The sequence below is a fragment of the Pontibacter harenae genome, assembly GCF_020907245.1.
Lineage (GTDB): Bacteria > Bacteroidota > Bacteroidia > Cytophagales > Hymenobacteraceae > Pontibacter > Pontibacter harenae.
In genome coordinates this window covers 44,173-65,582 of the sequence record NZ_JAJJWH010000021.1, presented here as the reverse complement: position 1 = coordinate 65,582, position 21,410 = coordinate 44,173, and the positions used below count along the sequence as shown (strand labels likewise).

Genomic DNA, 21,410 nt, shown 5'->3' with positions numbered 1-21,410 from the left:
GGCTCAGGCGGTGGAGCATGCGGTTGAAGTTGCTCTTGTGCAGCATACGGCAGCGGTGGTGATGACCTCCGCGTCGTTGAGCTTGCGCTTGGCAGCTGGCTTTTGGCCTGCAACCTTTAGGTAATCATCAATAAAACAGTAAGTTGCTATCGTGAAGTCATGCATGGTAAGTCAGGGTTAAAGTTTGGTAGCTTTATCCCTTAACAAACCTGGATGGCTTCATCGTTTATAATTCGCAACTTGACTTAATAATTAGAACTTTGTATAGACCTGGTTGCCAGCGTATGAAGGAGAACCGAACAGTTTAGAATACTATGGCAAAAAAATTGTTAAAATGTAGTCCAAGCTACATATTGTACACTTGTGCAAATCACAGCTTTTTTGCAGTACCCAATTTCTCTCTGCCTTTAATCACCTGAAAGCCATTATCATAGCATCACCTTTCCAGTGTTATTAAGTGTATGCGGAGCAGCTTACAACTTTTGAAGACTTCTGGCTTAACGTAATTATGTACATATTAGCTACCAAATATAGCAGATAAGTGCAATAAACCTAAGGCTATCTTCTATAGAAGCCGATTTTATACCCTTACATGTATCCTGCATCGGCCTATACTTTTGCAAAATTTAAGTTACTTTCTTGCCTTTTAGTGGAAATCAAACCACGAATGAACTATATTTACGTAGTATATTAATTTCAACTTCAACATAGAAACAGTGAGCGAAACTAAACCAAGATTCAGAGCTGGCGTCCTACACGGGGACGAGGTAACAGAACTCTTTAAATATGCCAACGAAAATAACTTTGCGCTACCTGCCGTAAACGTTATCGGCACAAATTCTATCAATGCTGTACTGGAAACAGCCAGAGAAGTAAACTCTCCTGTTATCATTCAATTCTCGCATAGTGGCGCTCAGTTTGCGGCGGGCAAAGGCCTTTCCAACGAACTACAAAAATCTGCCATTGCAGGTGCTATTTCTGGTGCTCATCACGTACATTTAATGGCTGAGGCTTACGGTGTACCTGTAGTGCTTCACACTGACCACGCTGCTAAAAAACTACTTCCTTGGATAGATGGTCTTTTAGATGCTGGTGAAAAATACTTTGCACAGCACGGTAAGCCATTGTTTAGCTCGCATATGCTGGATCTTTCTGAAGAGGAAATCAAAGAAAACGTAGAAACCTGCGCCAGCTACCTGAAGCGTATGGACAAAATGGGCATGACCGTTGAGATAGAACTTGGTGTAACTGGTGGCGAAGAAGACGGTGTAGATAATTCTGACGTAGATAGCGCGCGCCTTTATACACAACCTGATGAAGTTGCCTATGCTTACGAAGAACTAAACAAAATAAGCAACCACTTTACCATTGCTGCTGCTTTTGGTAACGTACACGGTGTATACAAGCCTGGTAACGTAGAGCTTCGCCCAGAAATCTTGAAAAACTCTCAGGAGTTTATCCAGGAGAAATTCGGTACAGGTCCTAACCCAGTTCACTTCGTATTCCACGGTGGTTCTGGTTCAGAAAAAGCTAAGATAACTGAAGCGATTGAGTACGGTGCCATTAAAATGAACATCGACACTGACATGCAATGGGCATTCTGGGAAGGTATCAAGAACTACTACGAGGATAAAAAGGATTATCTGCAAACTCAGCTTGGAAACCCTAAAGGTGCTGATGAGCCAAACAAAAAATTCTACGATCCGCGTGTTTGGCTTCGTAAAGGCGAAGAGACTTTTATTACACGTTTGAAAGAAGCATTCTCTGACCTTAATGCGCTTAACCGTAACGCTTAAGCATCTTATACTTTATCATATCATAAACAGAAAAGGAGAAGCTTTCGCTTCTCCTTTTCTGTTTATGATATTTGGTTCTCCTTTTAAACTGCTAAAATGATACATTTTAGGAATAGCATCTGCCTTTATATCTAACCTGTCCTTGTCTAAGGATGGGAGCTTTTCTAGCTTCAGAAGCAAGGACTGTTATCCCATGTTTTTATGATCCAGTAGCCACTCATAAATTTGATCGGTATCATCTTTACGGCAAAGTTCAGAACCTGGCGTTATGGTGGCGGCACTGCCTGCGGCCACACCATACCGTATGACGTCTTCCAGATCATAGCCTCGCAAAAAGCCTAACACCATACCTGCTACCATACTGTCTCCTGCTCCAACGGCACTACCTTGCTTAACTGTAGGCGGCACTACATAAGAAATTCCGCTCTTCTTGTTTGCCAACATAGCCCCTCTTGGCCCTAAAGAAACAACCAGCACTTCGCATTTTCCCTCGTTTAAAACTTTCATGGCAAATTCTTCCAGTTCCATTGCCCCAATCTGCTCTTTGCCTGCAAGGTTTGCCAACTCGCCTACATTCGGTTTTATCAGGTATACGCCCTCTCCTGCTGCTTTCATAAGCGCTTCGCCCGATGTGTCCACTATTAGCTTAAACCCTTTCTTATTGGCTATAACGGCTAGCTGAAGGTAAAAATCATCGGGTACACCAGGAGGCAAGCTACCGCTGGCTATTACATATTCTGGCACCTCTTCTAGCTGCTCCAACTTATCTACAAAACGCTTCCATTCTTCTTCTTTTATCTCAGGGCCTGGCATACCAAAGCGGTACTGGTTGCCATTACTTTCATCCACCACCATCAAACTCTCACGGGTCCAGTTCTTTGTTTCAAGTGCCCAAAAGTCAACACCTTCCTCCTCCAGCAGTTCCTGTAACCTTTGCCCAGAGGGACCTCCAGCCAAAAACCAGGCACAAGAGTCGCCGCCTAATTTCTTAATAGCCCTGGAAACATTTATACCGCCACCGCCTGGCTCGAAAACAGGCTCCTCGCAGCGCAACTTCTTTTCGGGTAAAACCTGCTTTACACTTGAGCTTTTATCAAGGGCAGGGTTCAGCGTTATTGTTATGACTTTGTGCATATTTGGTTTTGATGTTAGACCTAGTATGTTAACTATTAACGGGTAAGCTTGCTTTATCAATCAGCAGTACAATAAGTAACTTTACTTACCGCATTACTTTAGCTTTCACTAAAACCGTATTTAAAACAGAAACCGCAAAATTCAGCTATTGTTTCACACTTTTCTAATGAGGAATCAAGTTTAAGTACGTTCCCCTAGAAGCAAAACAACCGTTGACGAGGGTACTAATATCCTCGCCAACGGTTGTTCTTCAGGTTTGTGATTGTTGTTTGTAAGGTTCCATTCAGACATTTTGGTTTTGCTTTATAGTTTGAGTGAGGTCGCTTAAAAAAGCCCTAACATCCTCTACATCCTCTAAACTATAATCAGCGGCCGTTTTGTCGTCATGTTCTCCAACTAGTATGGTTATGCCTCTACCTTGCAGTGTGGCAAAAGCATCTTCATCTGTAATATCGTCCCCGATGTACATTGGCACTACTTCCTCTTCTTTCAGCCCAATGGCTTCCATCAGCCAAAGCACTGCCTTTCCCTTATGCCAATCCAGATTTGGTTTCAGTTCTATAATTTTCTTGCCCAGGCCTTTCTTAAGCTCCTTATGGTTACTCAGTACTTCGTCTACAGCATTTCTGACTTTATCTACTTCTTCATCAGCCACATTACGGTAGTGCACGGCAATGGCATAGCGTTTTCGCTCCACCTGTGCACCTGCTATGTTACCGATAAGCTCCTGTAGTTCCTGCTCCGATCTATCGAGGGCTGGCAGGGCTTCTTTGGCACCGCCTGGTTCGGCGCTCATGCCATCAGGCCCTGTGATATCAAATCCGTGCGAACCTGCATAATATAGCATATCCAGGTTTACCAGGTTTTGTACATTTTGCCTATCGCGTCCGCTTACTACTGCCACCTTACACACTTTAGCCAGCTCCTGTAGCACGCTTTTCATTTCCTCAGAAAGAACAGCTTTGGCAGGATCCTTAACAATAGGGCTCAGGCAGCCATCGTAATCAAGAAACACAGTTGGCTTTTTGCTTTTCAGCTTTTGCTGTAGCTCGTCTTTCCAATCTGCTACAGCAGGTAATTCGCTTGCTTCTCTTAGGGTAATATTCTTATCCTTCGGTTCTTGCATTTTTTATTCGTTCGTGAAATTATTTATCACTAGGTCTGCTCCATGCTTTTCGAGCAGTTCTTTGTTTGAGCCACGATCTACACCTACAACAAGTCCAAATCCACCAGTTTTACCTGCAGCTACGCCAGCCCAAGCATCCTCGAAAATGGCAGCTTCTTCTGGAGCCACACCTAAACGCTTAGCGGCCTCTAGAAAGATATCAGGGGCAGGCTTACCTTCCAACTTCAGTTCTCCGGCTACCAAACCATCTACTCTTGCTTCAAACAAACTCTCTACACCAGCACGGCGCACTATGTCGAAACAGTTCTTACTTGCTGATACGATGGCAACCTGCATGCCGTTTTCTTTTTGCTGTCTTACCCAGTTTACAGTATCATCGAACACCTCTACACCGCTTTGTTTCAGCAACTCCATAAAGTACAGGTTCTTCATCTGCCCCAGGCTAACTACCGTATCAAAACCAGCTTCATCATTCGCATTTCCTTCTGGTAACGATATGCCTCTGGACCATAAAAAATTCCGCACACCATCTAGCCTCGGCACACCGTCCACATACTCATGATAATCTTCCACAAACTTAAATGGCTCATAACTTTTACCTTCCTGCTCACTTCGCTGTCTTAAAAACGCATCACACATTTTTTTCCAGGCTTCCGCATGTAAAGTGGCGGTTCTGGTAATAACTCCATCCATATCCAGGATTAGGGCTTTAATGTTTTTCTCACGAATTAGAGTATTCAGGTTGCTCATTATAGTTTTTATAGTTAATTATTTTAAACTTTTCTCACCCATGCCTCTGGAACTACTAAAGAAGATGCTGCAGCTTTGTTTCTCATTACCACCTGATGCAAAAGTATCGAAACTACTGTTTTAACACCGTTAGTTATTGCGCCAAGTTCCGAAAGGAATTTCTTGAAACCTGCTCTTAATAATTCCAGACAATCATGCCAAGATAACCAAACTTTCCGTTTTATAAAGCATTTTCGCTATCTTCTGATAGTAAAACTGCTTTTCTACAGAACATAACGCCATTACGATTACTGTTGTAAAATGATCGTTTCTTTTGAAACTTTGAAAAATGAGTAGATGAAGTGCTTGCATTCTGCAATCAGAATAGGCACCTTATATACATGGTAATCAACACATAGCCAGTGGTGCTATAATGAGTTTGATTACTCTAAGTTTGAAACCTTTCTTTTCAAGCTTTCAAGAACGCAAAAATTTACTTTGCAAATCTTTATCCTAAAGAACATACTGGCTAAGCAACATGAGCATATATAATACCTTTGCTAAGCTACGCTTGGCAATAGCCAAATAAAACGGCATTAGTCCGTCAAAATATTTAATATAGCGTTTCTAAAAGATAATAAGAACCTTGATACGCAGATTACAGTAGTTCTTTGCGTAATTCATTTACACAAATTAACTATGCTGAAAAAACACAACCCCACTTCTACTGCTGCCTGGAAAAAATTAGAGGCACATTTTGCTGAGTTAAAACCGCAGCACCTGCGTGATTTATTTAAACAAGATCCGCAGCGATTCGAGAAGCTTTCCATCACGTTGGAAGATACACTGTACGACCTCTCAAAGAACCGCATTACAGAAGAGACGCTTGACCTGCTTACACAATTGGCAGAGGAAATAGAATTGCCTGCGGCTATACAAAGCATGTTCCGTGGCGATAAAATAAACGCGACAGAGGGAAGAGCTGTTTTGCACACAGCCTTGCGAAATTTTTCTGACGATGAGCTTGTAGTAGATGGAGAGGATGTGCTAGCTGAGGTGCGTGATGTGCAGCAGCAAATGAAAAGCTTCTGCAATAAACTGCACAGCGGCGAGTGGCAGGGTTATACTGGCAAAAAAATCACGAGTGTGGTAAATATCGGTATCGGTGGATCGCACCTTGGTCCGCAAATGATCTATGAGGCCCTGAAGAGCTACAAAGTGCCAGGCATAGAAGTGTACTTCATCTCGAACGTAGATGGTACGGATGCGGCTGAAGCCTTAAAGAACCTCGATCCTGAAACTACATTGTTTATAATTGCTTCCAAAACCTTCACTACAAAGGAAACAATAACCAATGCTTATACTGCCCGTGAGTGGTTCCTGAAAAAGGCGCAGGACCAGGCCCATGTGAAAAAGCATTTTGTGGCACTTTCTACTAACACAACAGCGGTAGAAGAGTTTGGTATTGCACCCGAAAATACCTTCAGATTCTGGGATTGGGTAGGCGGCCGCTTCTCTTTGTGGTCTGCTATCGGTTTGTCTATTGCTTGTGCTATCGGGTACGATAATTTCGAGCAGTTGCTACGTGGTGCAGAATCTATGGACAAGCACTTCAAAAATACGCCGATGCGCCAGAACGTTCCTGTACTGATGGGCTTGCTTAGCACCTGGTACACGAACTTCTTCGGAGCACAATCGCATGCTGTGCTACCTTACGACCAATACCTGCGCCTATTACCTGAGTATATGCAGCAACTACTAATGGAAAGTAATGGTAAAACGGCAACCCGTAATGGCGATTTTGTAGATTACGAGACACAACCAGTAATTTGGGGAGCGGCAGGTACTAATAGCCAGCACTCGTTCTTCCAGCTTATACACCAAGGCTCTGTGCTGATTCCTTGCGATTTTATAGCGCCTGTAAACAGCCACAACCCGTTGGGCAACCACCACCCAATGCTGCTCTCAAACTTCTTTGCCCAAACTGAGGCTTTGATGAAAGGCAAGACAGAAGAGGAAGTACGCGCTGAACTTGGCAAGAAAAACATGCCTGCTGAAGAGTTGGAAGCATTAGTGCCACATAAGGTTTTTGCAGGCAACAAACCGACTACTTCTATCATGTTTAAGCTGTTGACGCCTTATACTTTAGGTAGCCTGGTAGCTATGTACGAGCACAAGGTATTTGTGCAAGGCGTAATCTGGAACGTTTACAGCTTCGATCAGTGGGGTGTAGAGCTCGGCAAACAACTAGCTGGTGCTATAGAAGAAGAGTTGCTAAATAGTAAAGACGCTGACCACGACAGTTCTACCAGCGGCTTGATCAACTACTATAGAAGTAACAAAGCTTAAGCTTTTTCATCACAATAAACAAAACCCCAGCTACTGTGCATCAGTGGCTGGGGTTTTGTTTTTGCTGCTGCTTCTGTCACACAGACGCTCACAGGTCTGAAAGACACTGTGAGGTCTTTTTGAGCAAAGGCAATTTGCTATTTCGAGGCATAGCTTGCATTCCTAACTCGGAATCAGAAACTCGTAACTCACTACTGTTTAAGCAGCTTTTTTCTCCTTTGCTACCCTTTCCAGCATTTTAATGACCAGTTCTTCGGTGCCTGATAAATACTGCTGTTGGGGTTTAGAGGCATCATGCTCTTTTAAATACCCTAGCAAACGGTCTTCTTTAAACAGGTTTACTACTTCTGGGTGAATGTAATATTTACTGCAAACACTTGGAGTGTTTCCCAAGCCTTTTGCTACTTCTTTCACAGCAGCTTTTACGCCCTTTTCCTTGTCGAACTCTGGGTTCTCATCTACTACATTCTCTAAGCATTCCACCATACGTACGGTGCCACCCCAGGTGCGAAAATCCTTTGCTGTGAAGTCTTCATTGGTTACCTCGTGCAAATACTCGTTTACATCACCAGAATCTAAGGTTTGTCGGTTTCCTTCTTCGTCGTAATACTGAAAAAGATCGTAGCCGGGAATATCACGACACTTCTTAACCAGTCTGGCAAGGCGTCTATCTTTTAAGTCAATTTCGTGCTCCACCCCTTTTTTCCCCTTAAACATAAATCGGATTTTGCTGCCCTCCACCTTCACATGTCTATCGCGTAAAGTGGTTAAACCATAAGACTTGTTTTCTTTGGCATAAGCACGATTTCCTATCCGAATAAGCGCGTTATCCATGATGGTTAGCACAAGCGCAGTTACCTTCTGCCTGTTCAGCTTAGGCGAACGCATGTCTTTCTCTATTTGCTCCCGTATATGCGGGAGCTGCTTCCCAAAAGCAACCATACGGCTGAATTTAGTCAGGTTTCTCACCTTTTTCCAGCCTTCATGGTACAGGTATTGTTTGCGTCCCTTGGCATCTCTACCAGTAGCCTGTAAATGCCCTTTCGGGTGAGGGGAAATCCAAACATCAGTCCAGGCGGGTGGTATAACCAACTTGTTTATTCGCTCCAGCGTTTTCTCGTCCTCTACCTTCTCCCCTTTTGCATTTACATAGTAGAAGCCTTTACCTGCTTTTTTCCGAGTGATACCTGCGCTTGCATCTGATGTATATCTTAATCCTGCCCAAGCCGCCGATAAACTCGGATCGGCATGTAAAGCCTGCACATTGTCTGTTTCTTTCTTATTTGCCATTTCCGCTTCTGCGCCGCTTACAGCGCAACTCCAGACAATTTACAGGCTGACGGTATAAAAAGTTTTGCCCTTAGCAGTTATAAATAACAGTATCAACGCACATCTTGCATCCACTTCTTCAGCAGCGGATAAAGCACCAGAAGCACAACTGAGGCAACTACACAGAGAACAGCCAGCATGCCAAAGGTATGACTGTAGTAAGGCATGCTTTGTACAGGGTCTGAGATTTCTTTTGGTATAGAAGTAAGTTTACCGATTTTGGCTGCCATAAAAACGCCCAATGAGGCGGTTATACTTAACATTCCCATCATTGTACTGGTCATATTGGCTGGAGAGAGCTTTGAGGTTGCTGCGTAAACTACAGGACCAATACAAACCTCACCACAAACCATGAGCAAATACCCTCCTATCAGAAAAGCGACGGGCAATATTCCACTGCTCCTGTAGCGGTGACACCCCAACCACAGTAAACCAAAAAAAGCTGCAATAAATAAAAAGCCTATCTCAAACTTAACTACGGTGCTAGGTTCTAGTTTTAAAAGATGCAAACGCTTCCACACAAGAAAAGCCAATGGAGTAAAAAAAAGCAGGAAAAAGCCAGGTAAAAAGTTGTTTAGAGCTAGGCCTGAAAATTTTAAGTCTCCCCACTGCATATTTACATTGCGGATTACGAAGAGGTTTAAGGCTCCGCCACTTTGCTCATACATGGCCAGAAAAAAAGCCCACACCAGAAAAGTCACTAAGGCTGCAGCAATCTTCCACCGCTGCTGCTTTGGCAATTGCAGCGAACTTACAACCACATAGTATAAAGCTAACACAACCATTGATGGCATAATGGCATCCATTATAGTAGGAAAGTAAAATGGAACGACAATGACCGCCACTACTAAAAAGCTGGTCAGGTAAATAAGCACCTCCAGGTTTAAACCTAAAAACACCTTTCTCTTTAGCTTTTCTGGCGAAGGAACAGCGCCAACCTTTTTACTCACACCAAAAGCAAAGTGCAGGCAGGCCATAAGCGAAAACGTACCCGCTAAGGCAAACCCATACTTCCAGTTAATGCTCTGCCCTACATAACCACAAATCAAGCCTCCTAAAGCAGCACCCATACTCGAGAAAACATAGAAGATCGAGTATCCAGCATCTCGACTCTCAGCTTCCGTATCGGTATACAAAGTGCCTATTAAAGCAGAGTCTGCTGCAATAAAAAAGCCGCTTCCGCAGGCATTAAATGCCAAACCTGCAAACAGCGAATGCTGGTAGGTCAGGAGCAGACAAGCATGGCCTAAAACCTGCAAAAAACTGCCCCACACAATAGCTTTCCGTAAGCCTAATACCTTATCAGCCAGCATACCACCGAAGAAAGGCAGTATAAAAATCATCGCAAAGTATACACCAAGTATACTATAACTGTACGTTTCCTTAAAGAGCAACTGCGTTACGAGGTACGTAATCAGCATGGCCCGCATACCATAAAAAGAGAGAAAGCTCCACAGCGATGCAACGCAAATGTTATAGAGTTCTCTCGGCTGCTTTATGCTACTTTTTGAAGAGGCTAATGAAACGTTCATTTGTTCTTTTTAAGCATTTGCAACATGACAAACATATTGCAACGCAGCACCAACTTAACTATAAATCATCGAAATTATAAGCAAATTTGTTCAATTTTCCTTTTAAGATGATTTTTAGCAACGATATAATTTTGGCGAAGCAGTAGCTCATAGTTATGCTGTCTTTTAAACAAATATGTTCATATTGATACAGTTCTTTACAAGCTTAACTCCACCAATAAAAATCATTTACAATCTCAGTACTTGCGTCTGTTGTGTATCTTAGCCACTTCATAACAAAATAGAACATGACGATACACAAACAAATCTCCTACCTCTACGCCTTTTTCGGTTTCTTTTTGCTGGCTTGCGGAGCCGTAGCTGTTGATGTGGCAGGCGAACAAGCACAAACTGCCTTAATTACAGGTGCACTGGGAGGCGTAGTCGCACTAACGGCAGGCCATTTTCTAAACCGCAGAAAACGCTGGGCTTTTTTGTTGGGTACAGCCGAAGCAGGCTTACTTACAGTATTGCTTGGCTGGCGTGCAGGCACCTATTTTATACGCTTACTTCAAGTGGTGCAGGCGACTCAAGAGGCAGAAGCAACGCAAACAGCTGGCATGGCTTTTTTACTAACAACAGGTATGCTTGTAGTTGCACTTCTAACATTGGCTGTATCTGCCATGTTCGGCAAACAGGTATTAGTAGAGACAAAATAGGCGTTCGTCTAGAACTAATATAACTTTTAAACCATTTAGATTAATATTAGTCTAAACACCAAACTAACCTAATCAACTTAATTATGCTTCGAAAAGTAGGCCTAAGTATTGTGCTCACTGCCAGTGTTGTTTCTTTGGCAGAAGCGCAGACTAAGCAAATCGAGAAAGTTACCAAAAAAGGTAGCGAGCTAGTTATACCTTACGAAAAGTATAAACTGGCAAATGGACTTACTCTCATCGTGCACGAAGACCATTCTGACCCTGTGGTACACGTGGATGTAACCTACCATGTAGGTTCTGCCCGTGAAGATATCGGCAAATCTGGCTTTGCTCACTTTTTCGAGCACATGATGTTTCAGGGTTCTGATAACGTAGCAGACGAAGAGCACTTCAAGATTGTATCTGATGCAGGTGGTACTCTGAACGGCTCTACTAACAGCGACCGCACCAACTACTACGAAACCATTCCGAGCAACCAACTTGAGACTGCTTTGTGGTTAGAGGCTGACCGCATGGGCTTTTTGCTTGATGCCGTTACGCAACCAAAATTTGAAGTACAGCGCGAAACAGTGAAGAACGAGCGCGGGCAGCGTGTAGACAACCAGCCTTATGGCCGCTCTTCAGAAATCTTAGCGCAAGCTTTTTATCCTTACGGACACCCATATTCCTGGCCAGTTATCGGTTCTCTTGAAGACTTGAACCGGGTGCAGCTAAATGACCTTAAGAACTTCTTCCTGCGTTGGTACGGACCCAACAATGCAGTTCTTACCGTTGGTGGCGATGTGAAGCCTGCCGAGGTAGTGAAGTTAGCTGAAAAATATTTTGGCTCCATACCTGCCGGACCAGCGGTAGAGAATATGAAGCCAATGGTACCGACACTTGACAAAACACGCTACGTTTCTTACGAAGACAACGTACGTTTCCCGATGCTGCGCATTACATACCCCGTTCCTCAGTCGGGCCACAAAGATGAGCCTGCGTTGGATGTATTGGCTGAAGTATTTGGTCAGGGCAAGAACTCTGTGCTTTACAAGAACTTCGTGAAAGAGCAGAAAGCGGTAAACGCCAGTGCCTACAATTCTTCGTCTGAATTGGCTGGTCAGTTTGCAGTTTCTATCATGACTTATCCGAACATGAAATTATCGGATGCCGAAGAGTTAGTAGCAAAATCTTTCCAGGATTTTGAAAAACGCGGCATCACAGACGAGGACCTAGTACGTTACAAGGCATCTGCCGAATCTGGTCTGATTAACAGAATGTCTAGCGTGAGCGGTAAAGTATCGCAGCTGGCTTATTACGAAACCTTCCGTGGCAACCCTAATTATATTCAGGATGAGCTAAAGCGTATTCAGTCTGTTACCAAAGAAGACGTGATGCGTGTATACAATCAGTACATCAAAGGCAAGAACAGCGTGGTGCTGAGTGTAGTGCCAAAAGGCCAATCAGAGTTAATTGCTAAAGCTGATAACTTTACACCAACAAAAGACGGTTATGTGGCAGGCCCAGACGAATACACTGGCTTACAGTACACAAAAGCCGTTGATACCTTCGATCGTAGCAAAAGACCAGCAGCAGGTGCAAACCCGGTTGTTGCCGTGCCAAACTACTATACTAGCAAGTTTAAAAACGGCTTGAAAGTAATAGGTACACAAACGGACGAAATCCCAACTGTTACGCTTCAGCTTTCTATCGAGGGCGGCCACAGACTTTCTGCCACTAACCCTGGCAAAGCAGGTGTTGCTTCGCTGATGACCTCGTTGATGAACGAAGACACCGAGAACTACACAGCCGAAGAATTCTCTAATGAACTGAACAAACTCGGTAGCAGCATCTCTATTGGTGGTGGTTCCAATGAAATAGTTGTTTACGTTAATTCCCTGACGAAGAACCTGGACAAGACGCTGAAGTTACTGGAAGAACGTATGTTCCGACCTAAGTTTGCACAAGATGATTTCGATCGTTTGAAGAAGCAGCAATTGGAGGGCATTGCCAACCAGGCAACGCAGCCAACGGCTATCGCCAGCAAAGTATACAACAAGGTGCTTTATGGCGAAGGAAACTTCCAAGCTGTGCCAACTTCAGGCACAGAGGAAACCGTTTCTACTATCACTTTGGATGATGTGAAGCAATTCTACAAAACCAGCGTCTCTCCTTCTGTAGCAAATCTGGTAGTAGTAGGCGATATCAGCGAAAAGGAAATCATGAACAAACTTTCTTTCCTGAATAAGTGGGAGAAGAAGAACGTGAAGGTTCCAACAACGCCAAAAGCCCCTAGCATCGATAAAACACGCATCTATTTGGTAGACAAAACAGATGCTGCACAGTCTGAGATCCGTATCGGTTACTTAGCTATGCCTTACGATGCCACAGGCGAATATTATAAAGCTGGCTTAATGAATTACGCGTTAGGTGGTGCTTTTAACAGCCGCATTAACCTTAACCTGCGTGAAGACAAAGGCTATACATACGGTGCCCGTTCTGGCTTTGGTGGTAATAAGTACGGTGGTGTGTTCACGGCTTCTGCTGGTGTTCGTGCCGATGCCACTGCTGAGTCTGTAACAGAGTTCATGAAAGAAATGACGAACTTTAAGAACAACGGTGTCACTGAAGAAGAACTTCAGTTCATGAAGAACTCTATTGGCCAGGCTGATGCCCGCAAGTATGAAACGCCACGTCAGAAAGCAGGTTTCCTTGGTCAGATCATCGAGTATAACCTGAACAAAGACTTCGTTAAAAAGCAAACTAACATTCTGCAGAACATAACGAAGCAGGAGATTGATGCACTGGCTGCTAAAAACCTGCCAGTAGACAACATGCACATAATTGTGGTAGGCGATAAGAAAACCGTGTTACCAAAACTGCAACAGCTTAATTACGAAATCATTGAACTTGACACAGATGGTAACCCAATAGGCACATCATCCGTTAAATAAGTAATCATACTACACTTTTAAAAGCCCTTGAAGCACTTCAAGGGCTTTTTTGTTTTAACCGCTGTGTGCAAATGCGCTGGCGTAAGCGAAGCGCAACAAAAGAGAGTTCTACTAACGTAAAGCCACACAAATGCACTGGCGCTGATGGGTTGTTAGCAGACAGCTATGGGAGCATTTATCTTAAAGATGAAATAAAATGAACAGATTAAAAAATATGCCGCTGGTGTGGCTATGGGTACTTATTTGCACCACGCTCCTCAGCAGTTGCGGAGACGGTGATGGAATACTGATCTTCTCTATTGAGGATGATGTACGGCTTGGCCAGCAGGTTTCAGCTGAAGTTGACTCTACGTATCGTGCTAACGGCCAGCTGTTGGAGCGAAACAGTTCTAACGCAAATGTGAGAACCGCCTACACTAGCCTTGACAGAATAGTAAACAGAGTGCTTGACTCTGGTGAGGTGCGCTACAGAAATGAATTTGAGTGGAATGTGAAAATCATCAACGACGATGAGATGCTGAACGCTTTTGCCACACCTGGAGGTTATATCTACGTCTATTCTGGGCTTGTAAAGTTTTTAGAGGATGAGGACCACTTAGCAGGTGTACTAGCACACGAAATAGCACATGCCGACAGACGCCACAGTGTACGACAGCTTCAAAGAGATTACGGTATTGCACTATTGCTGTCGGTGGCATTAGGCAACGACTCGGGCACGTTACAGCAGATTGCTGGTCAGTTGGCAGGACAGTTTGCAGGTTTAAGATTTAGCCGCGAAGCTGAAACAGAAGCCGACAACATGTCTGTGCAGTACCTCGGTGGCACAGAGCATTACGCCTGCGATGGTGCGGCTGGCTTCTTTGTGAAACTTAACCAGGAAGAACAGGGCGGAAGAACACCAGAATTCCTGAGCACCCACCCAAACCCTGAAAACCGAATACAGAACATACAGCAGCAGGCACAGGATTTGGGTTGTAAGACTACCTCAGCCGCCGACACCGATTTTAATGCATTGAAAAATGCTTTGAACCAACTCTAAATCTTTGCCTGCACTAATGTGCAGGCAATATTTTTATTATGAAAGACATCAAAAAAGCAGCAGTTAAAACTGTACTAAAGGCAGAGGAGAAATTCGACACACTCACTTTTAAACTAAAGCGTAGACTAAACCTGCTAAAACCATTGCAGATTGTTACCTATCGCAGCTACGGCACCCCAAACAGGTTGTATGTAAAAGGACGTGTGCTGGTTGATAAAGGAATCACTGTTTCTGAAGAACAAGACACGCTTTGGGAAAACCTCCTGAATATGTACCGTCGCTTCGAGAGTGACGAGATTCCAAATGCCAGAGTGCAGCTTCAATTCCAGGGCGAAACTTATGAAGTGACAACAGATGTAGAAGGTTACTTTGTGCTGAACATTGAACCTAAAAAGCCACTTGTACTAGATGATATCTGGCATTCTATAGACATAAAACTAATAGACGCACCCGTTAAGTTTGATGAAGACATTGTTGAGCCTGCTTATGTACTAGTGCCACCCCCTGATGCAGAGTATGGCATTATCTCCGATATAGATGATACGATAGTTCGTACAGGTGCTACAAGCTTGCTACAGACAGGAAGGAACGTGTTGCTGAACAATGCTCACAGCCGCATTCCCTTTCATGGTGTGTCGTCGTTCTACCGTTCGTTGCAATTGGGTCGCAACGGCAAACACAACAATCCGTTCTTTTATGTTTCCAGCAGCCCCTGGAACACCTACGACCTGCTATACCACTTCCTCGAGCTGAATGAAATTCCGCAAGGCCCTCTCCTGCTCCGCGATTTTGGAATAGATGATAAGAAGTTCCTGGCCTCTGACCACATGGGCCATAAGTATAAGGAAATCGAAAACCTGCTTATTACTTATCCAAAGCTCAACTTTATTTTGATTGGAGATAGCGGGCAACAAGATGCCGCCATTTACAGTGAAGTGGTGAAGAATTACCCAGGCCGCATTATGGCAGTTTACATTCGGGATGTAAACATTGAGAAACACTCCCGAAAGGTTGTGCAGATTTCGGACGAATTAAAGGTTGGCGGAGAAGTAGAAATGGTGCTGGTAAAACAAACTTTAGAAGCCGCCAAACATGCCGCTGATAATGGTTTTATCTTTACAGAAGAACTGCCTGTTATAAAAACAACAACGGAACAAGACGAAGAGGGTGACGCTTAGCAGTTAAAAAGTTAGAGGGTTTGGGAATTAGTGAGTGTTTGAGCTATACATCTTCTACATATGAAGCTTTTAGCAATCAGTATGGCTTAACTTGAATGGTCGGCGATGATTTTCCAGCCGTTGGTGAATTTCCTGAAGATGACAGAGAAATGCCCTTGCAGGTCACCCTCTGCAATATTACGGGCTAGGTGCCATTTCCCTACCACCAGCATCGTCTCACCTGACAAGGGCTTTACCTCCTTCAGGTCGAATGTTAGTTTACCCATGGCGTCTGTGTTGGGGTAGCTGCGCTTGTAGTTGTCCAGAGTTTGTTGCCATCCGTAAGTCAGGCCGCTTTTCCCGATAAACAGCAAGGAATCTGACTTCCAGTAACCATCCATGTAGCACTCCAAATCGCCTTTGCTCCAGCAGGACGCCTGCTCGTTTAGGACTTGCCGAACCTGCTCCTCTGTGTTGGCAGTATCTATAGAAGTAGAAGAAGCAACTTGCTGCTTCTCGCTCTGTTGGCAGGAAAATAGGCTTAAGCTAAAGAATAAAGCCAGTGGCAGTTTATTTCTGTTCTTCATCGGCAGGCAGTATAGATTTTATATAGGCGGTTCCGCCTAACTGCCGCATAGCTCTGGTAATACGGGAGCGGCGTTTCAGCACGTAACCAGAAGGTCTTTTGGCAGAATATCTGATTGGGTTGGGCAAAACAGCGGCCAAAAGAGCAGCCTGTTGTCGCCCCACATTCTTAGCAGCTGTATTGAAATAGTTCTGAGAAGCGGCTTCCACACCAAATATACCGTCTCCCATTTCTGCAATGTTCAGGTATACTTCCATGATACGCTCTTTCCCCCACAAAACCTCAATCAAAACTGTGAAATAAGCCTCTAATGCTTTTCTGAAATAACTACGCCCGTGCCACAGAAAAACATTTTTAGCCACCTGCTGACTGATCGTACTGCCCCCTCTGATTTTCTTGCCCTTGGTGTTACTCTTAAAAGCCCCATAGATGGCATCAAAGTCAAAACCATAGTGCTGCGGAAAAAGCTGATCTTCGGAAGCAACCACAGCCAAGGGCAACTGCTGCGACATTTCCTCTAAGGTAACAAAGCGGTAGTCGATTGCTGGATCTTCCTTGGAAGCTGCTCCTGCCTCTGCCCTGCGCTGCATCATGTGTAAAGTAACAGGAGGCGCAACCCAACGATACAGCAGCACCCAGGCAACGCTCAGAAGAAATAAAGTAAGAAGAAGTTTAACGAACAGCAGCTTTGTTTGCCCCAGCCCTAGTTGCCTCTTTTTCATGTTGAAGTGTAACGCTAAAGGCCGCAAATGTAAAGTATTTGCGGCTTATATTTAAACACTATAAAAAACTTAAGCTTAACAAGGGGCAAGTTTAAACCGTACTTCTCTAAGGTTGTTATCATTCAACCAACTATAAACCTAAAGCAGAACCATATAGCCTACTTATGGCAAAGTATCTTCCATTATTTCCTCTTGAAATTGTCGTCTTCCCAGGTGAAAAGCTGAACCTGCACATCTTTGAGCCAAGGTACAAACAACTGGTGTTAGATTGCATCACGAACAACACAAGCTTTGGCATTCCTACTTTTATAGATAACAAAGTAGGTGAATACGGAACAGAGGTTAAGATTCTGCAAATCGAAAAGAAATACGATAATGGCGAAATGGATATCCGCACAAAAGGTGTATCGATTTTCAAGGTTAAACAGTTCGATAAACAAGCACCTGGCAGGTTATACGCTGGTGGAGAGGTAAAAAAGATAACTGATGAGGGTACCGAAGATATAGTTACCAAGCTGAAAATAAAGGAGTGCATGCAAAAGCTACACGAAGTACTGGGTCTGCGCACGCTGTTTCTTGACTTACCCGAAGATTTCAAATCGTATGATATAGCCCATCATTTAGGATTATCGGTAGAGCAGGAATACCTTTTGCTACAACTCCCAAACGAAAGCGATCGGCAGGAACTGCTGCTACAGCACCTTATAACTATAATCCCCATTGTAGAAGAAGCAGAACGCCTAAAGGTGCGGGTAAAACAAAACGGCCACTTCAAAAACCTGACACCACCCAATTTTTAAGGCCATTCTTAGTTCTCAAAAGCTTTCGAAGTTTAATCAGCACAAACCCCATATTTTAACTGCATGCTTTTACCTTACTTTCTGATTATTGTGCCTGTGCTGTTGCTTACCTTTATAGTTTTCAGCTATTGGGAAGAACGGAAATACAGACGAAAGCCTTTCTACAAGCTTTCCGACGTTGGCTGGCGCAACTATAAACCACCAGCCGATGCAGGCAAAGTTTATTCTGTGGCACTGTTGGGAGATATAGGTTATATAGCAACCGACGGTACAGACCCTGTTTTACACATGCTGGAGAGCTGGAAAAGCGAGAATCCTGAAGCAGGTACCATAGTGTTTTTGGGCGACAACCTTTACCCTGTTGGTTTGCCAGAAGAAGGCCACACGCACTATGCCACTGCTGTGGAACGACTGAACCTACTGTTGCAGAAGTGCCAGGACTATAATGGCAAAAGCATTTTTTTGAGCGGCAACCACGACTGGAACAAAGGCCGAGTAGGTGGCTACGAGCAAATGCTACGGCAGGAAAATTATGTGCTGGACACATTGAAGAACAGAGAAGCTTACTTGCCGCCTAACGGATGTCCTGGCCCTACAACTATACAACTGGCAGATGGCTTGCTCCTGCTGATTATTAACACGCAATGGTGGGTGCACCGCAGCGATAAGCCTTTGGGCACTGGCAGTGGCTGTGGCTATGAAGACATTGAGCAGTTCTTTCTGGAGCTGAATAAAATTTTGCGTAGAAATAAGCATCAGCGCATTTTGGTAGCAGCGCATCATCCCTTATACAGCAATGCCCTGCACGGAGGAAAATTCACGATAAAGCAGCACATATTTCCGTTAACAGCAGCCCACAAACGCTTTTATGTTCCGCTTCCTATATTTGGATCGTTGTACCCGTTTTACCGCAAGTTTTTCGGAGCTTATGAAGATATGTCGCACAAGAAGTATAAGCGCATGCGAAAACGGCTGTTAACCATCTTTCATCGTTACAATAATATTATTTATGTTGCAGGCCACGATCATAACCTGCAGCATTTTGAGGTAAGAGGCAACCACTATGTAGTCAGTGGCTCAGGAAGTAAAACTGCATTTGTAAAAAAAGGTGGCAGAGCTACTTTTACACTCGAACAGCTTGGCTTTGTAGTAATCGACTATTATGATAATGGGCAGTTGTGGCTGGAGGTAAGAGTAGCAGACGCTGATGACAGTAGCACCGTAGAAACAGTAGCGTTCAGAAAAGAGTTGAAGAGCGAGTTGATTAAAAGCTGATGGAGTCTTCTCAAACAGTTAACTCAGAACTATGATTACTCCTCCTCATCTGGAACAGGTAAGAAAACTTTGAGGCTTTGGGTGTGCATCACCACTTTTATTTCTTGTGCTGTGTCTATAGGTTCACCATCCACGTGCACTACTTCGTTGTCCAGGTTGTAAATAGTTGCCTGCTTACAGATTAATCTGCGGGTATAAACAGATTCATCTATGCTGTCGGTATACAGCTTGATCATGATACCAATTGCAGCCGCCTTCGGAAATGGCTCAATCAGACAAATTTCAAACTTACCGTCGTTCACTATTCCCTTAGGATTTATAGCCGCGTTACTACCAAAGGCGTTCGCATTAGCAATGGTCACCATAAAGGCTTCACCTTCATAGGTCTCTACATCCGTTTCTATACGGTAGCGCTTGGGCACATAATTAAGATATTCCTGCAATGCAATCCAGGCATAGGCACCAGGGCCGCGTCTTTCGCCTTCACAAAAACGCTTTACCACCAGAGCATTAAACCCTATGTCACTTAAGTGTATCGACGGAACACCGTTTAGCTCCAATGTATCTATGCGTTGCACTTCATGGCGAAACATTAAATCAAGCGCTTCCTCAACATCCTGTGGAATACCTAAATCCTTTGAAAGCCCGTTTCCTGAACCCAATGGAATTATGCCCATGGGTATATCTGTTTTCAGCAGCAACGAGGCAACTAGGTTTACAGTACCGTCACCACCCACCGCAAATACACCATCAAACCTGGTTTGCTTGAGCTTTGCCTGAAGTACCTCTTTATCGTTTTTCCCTGTGGTTTTATACACCTCATAAGAGATGCCACAGCTACTACACACTTCAGCTATACTATCTTCAAGCTCTTCTTTGTCTATGTCTCCAGCTATAGGATTGATGACGAAAAGGAGATGTCGGATGCTTGGCTCATCGTTCATATTTGGGTGCTGTTGCTGCTATGCGTTCGAAGTTTTGTTACGAGCAAAATAAATAAAAGTGTATGAAAGACTTATATAGAAATGCAAAGCAAATTTTGTAAGGCGCAGTTATGACACAGCCAATTTTCGCTGCTCCTTTAAATGAAAAAGATATCAAATTTAATTACTGCGTTAGGTCTGTAGGCAGGCCTTGCGGGTATTCACTTTCTATGGCAGCCTGAATTTCGGCTATTCTGTTGCCAGGATTGGGATGTGTTTGTGTAAACTCTGGCCCTCTTGCTCCTCCACCAGCCTCTTCCAAAATTCGCATCACCTCTATCATGGCCCGAGGATCATAGCCTGATTCACCAGTTAGCCGCACAGCCAGCCTATCAGACTCCAGCTCATCCTGCCGCCCATAGCGCATGTTCAGTAACTTCCCGACCATAGCAGCCACAACTGCACCAGACTGGCTCGCTGGGTTATCAGGGTCGTAAGTAGCAATGGCTGCTGCACCAGAAAGCCCTTGTGTAAGCTTGGCTTTTGCTAACTGCTCTGCAGAGTGCCTTGCCACCACGTGCCCAATCTCGTGGCCTAACACCCCCGCTAGCTGCGCTTCTGTTTCAAGCCGCCTGAGCAAACCTAAGGTTATGAAAATTTGTCCTCCAGGCAAAGCAAACGCATTTACCGTCTGTTCATCGGCCAGCAGATGGAAATTAAACTCATAAGGTGAATCATCTACATTTGTTCTGTTTACCAGGCGTTGCCCCACCTCTTTCACCATGTTTGCTGTTTCTCTGTCAGAAGTAATGCCTCCATACTGGGCAGCCATTTCTGGCGCAGCTTGTAGGCCAAGAGCAATTTCCTGCTCTACCGTTATATCTACATGCTGCTTTTCGCCTGTAAATTCATTCTCTTCTGTACTACACCAGTAAGTTAGCAGTGAGACTGCAGCTATCAGTAGCCCCACAATAAATCTTATTATAGCTCCCATTTTACCAGAAAAAGCTTCGTTAAATTAGAAATGTTAAAGGCAGTTACAGCATATACCTATCTGCTGACTTCTAGAGCTGTTCATTAGCGTTAACAACAACCATTTTGCGCTTCAGCTAAGCGTTCAAACTCAAAGATGATTAAGATGTAATTTAATTACCTCAGCAACAAGTTTAAAGTCAGTCATACTCGCAAACGCTGCAGCAATAGCTGTGGTTACTCTTAACTAACATAATATAAAGCATTCAGAAACTGCCCCTACTCCTGATAACAGAATTGCACAGTTCTT

The 21,410-nt window shown here is 44.0% G+C and carries 17 protein-coding genes and 1 pseudogene; 8 read left to right on the top strand and 10 right to left on the bottom strand.

Features of this window, described 5'->3' with window-relative positions; genetic code table 11:
• A pseudogene (locus tag LN893_RS20955) lies at positions 1-165 on the bottom strand (IS982 family transposase); the annotation flags it as partial.
• Positions 166-716: 551 nt separating this feature from the next.
• Between LN893_RS20955 and fbaA the strand changes: the two are divergent.
• Complete coding sequence (gene fbaA / locus LN893_RS12320) at positions 717-1,796, top strand: class II fructose-bisphosphate aldolase (protein WP_229970468.1); 1,080 nt, start codon at positions 717-719, stop codon at positions 1,794-1,796.
• Between the two features lie 186 nt (positions 1,797-1,982).
• On the opposite strand, the gene LN893_RS12315 is transcribed toward fbaA, so the two are convergent.
• The 3 genes from LN893_RS12315 to LN893_RS12305 form a co-directional block, all read right to left on the bottom strand.
• On the bottom strand, positions 1,983-2,930 hold the full coding sequence (locus tag LN893_RS12315) for a 1-phosphofructokinase family hexose kinase (RefSeq protein WP_229970465.1): 948 nt from the start codon (positions 2,928-2,930) through the stop codon (positions 1,983-1,985).
• Between the two features lie 283 nt (positions 2,931-3,213).
• Complete coding sequence (otsB, locus tag LN893_RS12310; protein ID WP_229970463.1) at positions 3,214-4,056, bottom strand: trehalose-phosphatase; 843 nt, start codon at positions 4,054-4,056, stop codon at positions 3,214-3,216.
• Between the two features lie 3 nt (positions 4,057-4,059).
• A complete protein-coding gene (locus LN893_RS12305) occupies positions 4,060-4,806 on the bottom strand; it encodes a beta-phosphoglucomutase family hydrolase (protein WP_229970461.1) in 747 nt (248 codons plus the stop codon).
• Positions 4,807-5,484: 678 nt separating this feature from the next.
• Here LN893_RS12305 and pgi point away from each other — a divergent pair.
• The gene (pgi, locus tag LN893_RS12300; RefSeq protein ID WP_229970459.1) at positions 5,485-7,134 is read left to right on the top strand and encodes a glucose-6-phosphate isomerase; all 1,650 of its coding nucleotides are present in this window, start codon (positions 5,485-5,487) and stop codon (positions 7,132-7,134) included.
• A 198-nt stretch (positions 7,135-7,332) separates the two neighbouring features.
• Here the strand turns inward: pgi and LN893_RS12295 are convergent, their stop codons facing one another.
• Positions 7,333-8,424: a DNA topoisomerase IB gene (locus LN893_RS12295; RefSeq protein WP_229970457.1), complete on the bottom strand. Its 1,092-nt coding sequence runs from the start codon at positions 8,422-8,424 to the stop codon at positions 7,333-7,335.
• 92 nt (positions 8,425-8,516) lie between these two features.
• Positions 8,517-9,995 (bottom strand): peptide MFS transporter, encoded by a 1,479-nt coding sequence (locus tag LN893_RS12290; protein WP_229970455.1) that lies wholly within the window; start codon positions 9,993-9,995, stop codon positions 8,517-8,519.
• A gap of 287 nt (positions 9,996-10,282) precedes the next feature.
• Here LN893_RS12290 and LN893_RS12285 point away from each other — a divergent pair, with 287 nt between their 5' ends.
• The 4 genes from LN893_RS12285 to LN893_RS12270 all read left to right on the top strand — a co-directional run bounded on the left by LN893_RS12285 (position 10,283) and on the right by LN893_RS12270 (position 15,843).
• A complete protein-coding gene (locus tag LN893_RS12285; protein ID WP_229970453.1) occupies positions 10,283-10,693 on the top strand; it encodes a hypothetical protein in 411 nt (136 codons plus the stop codon).
• Between the two features lie 83 nt (positions 10,694-10,776).
• Positions 10,777-13,626 (top strand): M16 family metallopeptidase, encoded by a 2,850-nt coding sequence (locus LN893_RS12280; RefSeq protein ID WP_229970451.1) that lies wholly within the window; start codon positions 10,777-10,779, stop codon positions 13,624-13,626.
• Positions 13,627-13,822: 196 nt separating this feature from the next.
• The gene (locus tag LN893_RS12275) at positions 13,823-14,665 is read left to right on the top strand and encodes a M48 family metalloprotease (protein ID WP_229970449.1); all 843 of its coding nucleotides are present in this window, start codon (positions 13,823-13,825) and stop codon (positions 14,663-14,665) included.
• Between the two features lie 38 nt (positions 14,666-14,703).
• Positions 14,704-15,843, top strand: coding sequence for an App1 family protein phosphatidate phosphatase (locus LN893_RS12270; RefSeq protein ID WP_229970448.1), 1,140 nt, complete (start codon positions 14,704-14,706; stop codon positions 15,841-15,843).
• An 86-nt stretch (positions 15,844-15,929) separates the two neighbouring features.
• Here the strand turns inward: LN893_RS12270 and LN893_RS12265 are convergent, their stop codons facing one another.
• Both LN893_RS12265 and mtgA read right to left on the bottom strand, forming a co-directional pair.
• A complete protein-coding gene (locus tag LN893_RS12265; protein WP_229970446.1) occupies positions 15,930-16,409 on the bottom strand; it encodes a YybH family protein in 480 nt (159 codons plus the stop codon).
• Positions 16,393-17,130, bottom strand: coding sequence for a monofunctional biosynthetic peptidoglycan transglycosylase (gene mtgA, locus LN893_RS12260; RefSeq protein ID WP_229970444.1), 738 nt, complete (start codon positions 17,128-17,130; stop codon positions 16,393-16,395). The genes LN893_RS12265 and mtgA overlap by 17 nt, the downstream gene beginning before the upstream one ends.
• A gap of 164 nt (positions 17,131-17,294) precedes the next feature.
• Here mtgA and LN893_RS12255 point away from each other — a divergent pair, with 164 nt between their 5' ends.
• Positions 17,295-17,930 (top strand): LON peptidase substrate-binding domain-containing protein, encoded by a 636-nt coding sequence (locus LN893_RS12255; RefSeq protein WP_229970442.1) that lies wholly within the window; start codon positions 17,295-17,297, stop codon positions 17,928-17,930.
• Positions 17,931-17,993: 63 nt separating this feature from the next.
• On the top strand, positions 17,994-19,205 hold the full coding sequence (locus LN893_RS12250; protein ID WP_229970440.1) for a metallophosphoesterase family protein: 1,212 nt from the start codon (positions 17,994-17,996) through the stop codon (positions 19,203-19,205).
• A gap of 35 nt (positions 19,206-19,240) precedes the next feature.
• On the opposite strand, the gene LN893_RS12245 is transcribed toward LN893_RS12250, so the two are convergent.
• Positions 19,241-20,149 carry a diacylglycerol/lipid kinase family protein gene (locus LN893_RS12245; protein ID WP_229970439.1) on the bottom strand — a complete coding sequence of 303 codons (909 nt, stop codon included), beginning with the start codon at positions 20,147-20,149 and terminating at the stop codon, positions 19,241-19,243.
• Positions 20,150-20,312: 163 nt separating this feature from the next.
• On the bottom strand, positions 20,313-21,122 hold the full coding sequence (locus tag LN893_RS12240) for a M48 family metalloprotease (RefSeq protein WP_229970437.1): 810 nt from the start codon (positions 21,120-21,122) through the stop codon (positions 20,313-20,315).
• Between the last annotated feature and the right edge of the window lie 288 nt (positions 21,123-21,410).

Bases quoted from the DNA above. Each gene is read 5' to 3' on its own strand.
- LN893_RS12315 (WP_229970465.1), bottom strand. From the start codon at position 2,930: ATGCACAAAGTCATAACAATAACGCTGAACCCTGCCCTTGATAAAAGC.
- otsB (WP_229970463.1), bottom strand. From the start codon at position 4,056: ATGCAAGAACCGAAGGATAAGAATATTACCCTAAGAGAAGCAAGCGAA.
- LN893_RS12305 (WP_229970461.1), bottom strand. From the start codon at position 4,806: ATGAGCAACCTGAATACTCTAATTCGTGAGAAAAACATTAAAGCCCTA.
- pgi (WP_229970459.1), top strand. From the start codon at position 5,485: ATGCTGAAAAAACACAACCCCACTTCTACTGCTGCCTGGAAAAAATTA.
- LN893_RS12295 (WP_229970457.1), bottom strand. From the start codon at position 8,424: ATGGCAAATAAGAAAGAAACAGACAATGTGCAGGCTTTACATGCCGAT.
- LN893_RS12290 (WP_229970455.1), bottom strand. From the start codon at position 9,995: ATGAACGTTTCATTAGCCTCTTCAAAAAGTAGCATAAAGCAGCCGAGA.
- LN893_RS12285 (WP_229970453.1), top strand. From the start codon at position 10,283: ATGACGATACACAAACAAATCTCCTACCTCTACGCCTTTTTCGGTTTC.
- LN893_RS12280 (WP_229970451.1), top strand. From the start codon at position 10,777: ATGCTTCGAAAAGTAGGCCTAAGTATTGTGCTCACTGCCAGTGTTGTT.
- LN893_RS12275 (WP_229970449.1), top strand. From the start codon at position 13,823: ATGAACAGATTAAAAAATATGCCGCTGGTGTGGCTATGGGTACTTATT.
- LN893_RS12270 (WP_229970448.1), top strand. From the start codon at position 14,704: ATGAAAGACATCAAAAAAGCAGCAGTTAAAACTGTACTAAAGGCAGAG.
- LN893_RS12265 (WP_229970446.1), bottom strand. From the start codon at position 16,409: ATGAAGAACAGAAATAAACTGCCACTGGCTTTATTCTTTAGCTTAAGC.
- mtgA (WP_229970444.1), bottom strand. From the start codon at position 17,130: ATGAAAAAGAGGCAACTAGGGCTGGGGCAAACAAAGCTGCTGTTCGTT.
- LN893_RS12255 (WP_229970442.1), top strand. From the start codon at position 17,295: ATGGCAAAGTATCTTCCATTATTTCCTCTTGAAATTGTCGTCTTCCCA.
- LN893_RS12250 (WP_229970440.1), top strand. From the start codon at position 17,994: ATGCTTTTACCTTACTTTCTGATTATTGTGCCTGTGCTGTTGCTTACC.
- LN893_RS12245 (WP_229970439.1), bottom strand. From the start codon at position 20,149: ATGAACGATGAGCCAAGCATCCGACATCTCCTTTTCGTCATCAATCCT.
- LN893_RS12240 (WP_229970437.1), bottom strand. From the start codon at position 21,122: ATGGGAGCTATAATAAGATTTATTGTGGGGCTACTGATAGCTGCAGTC.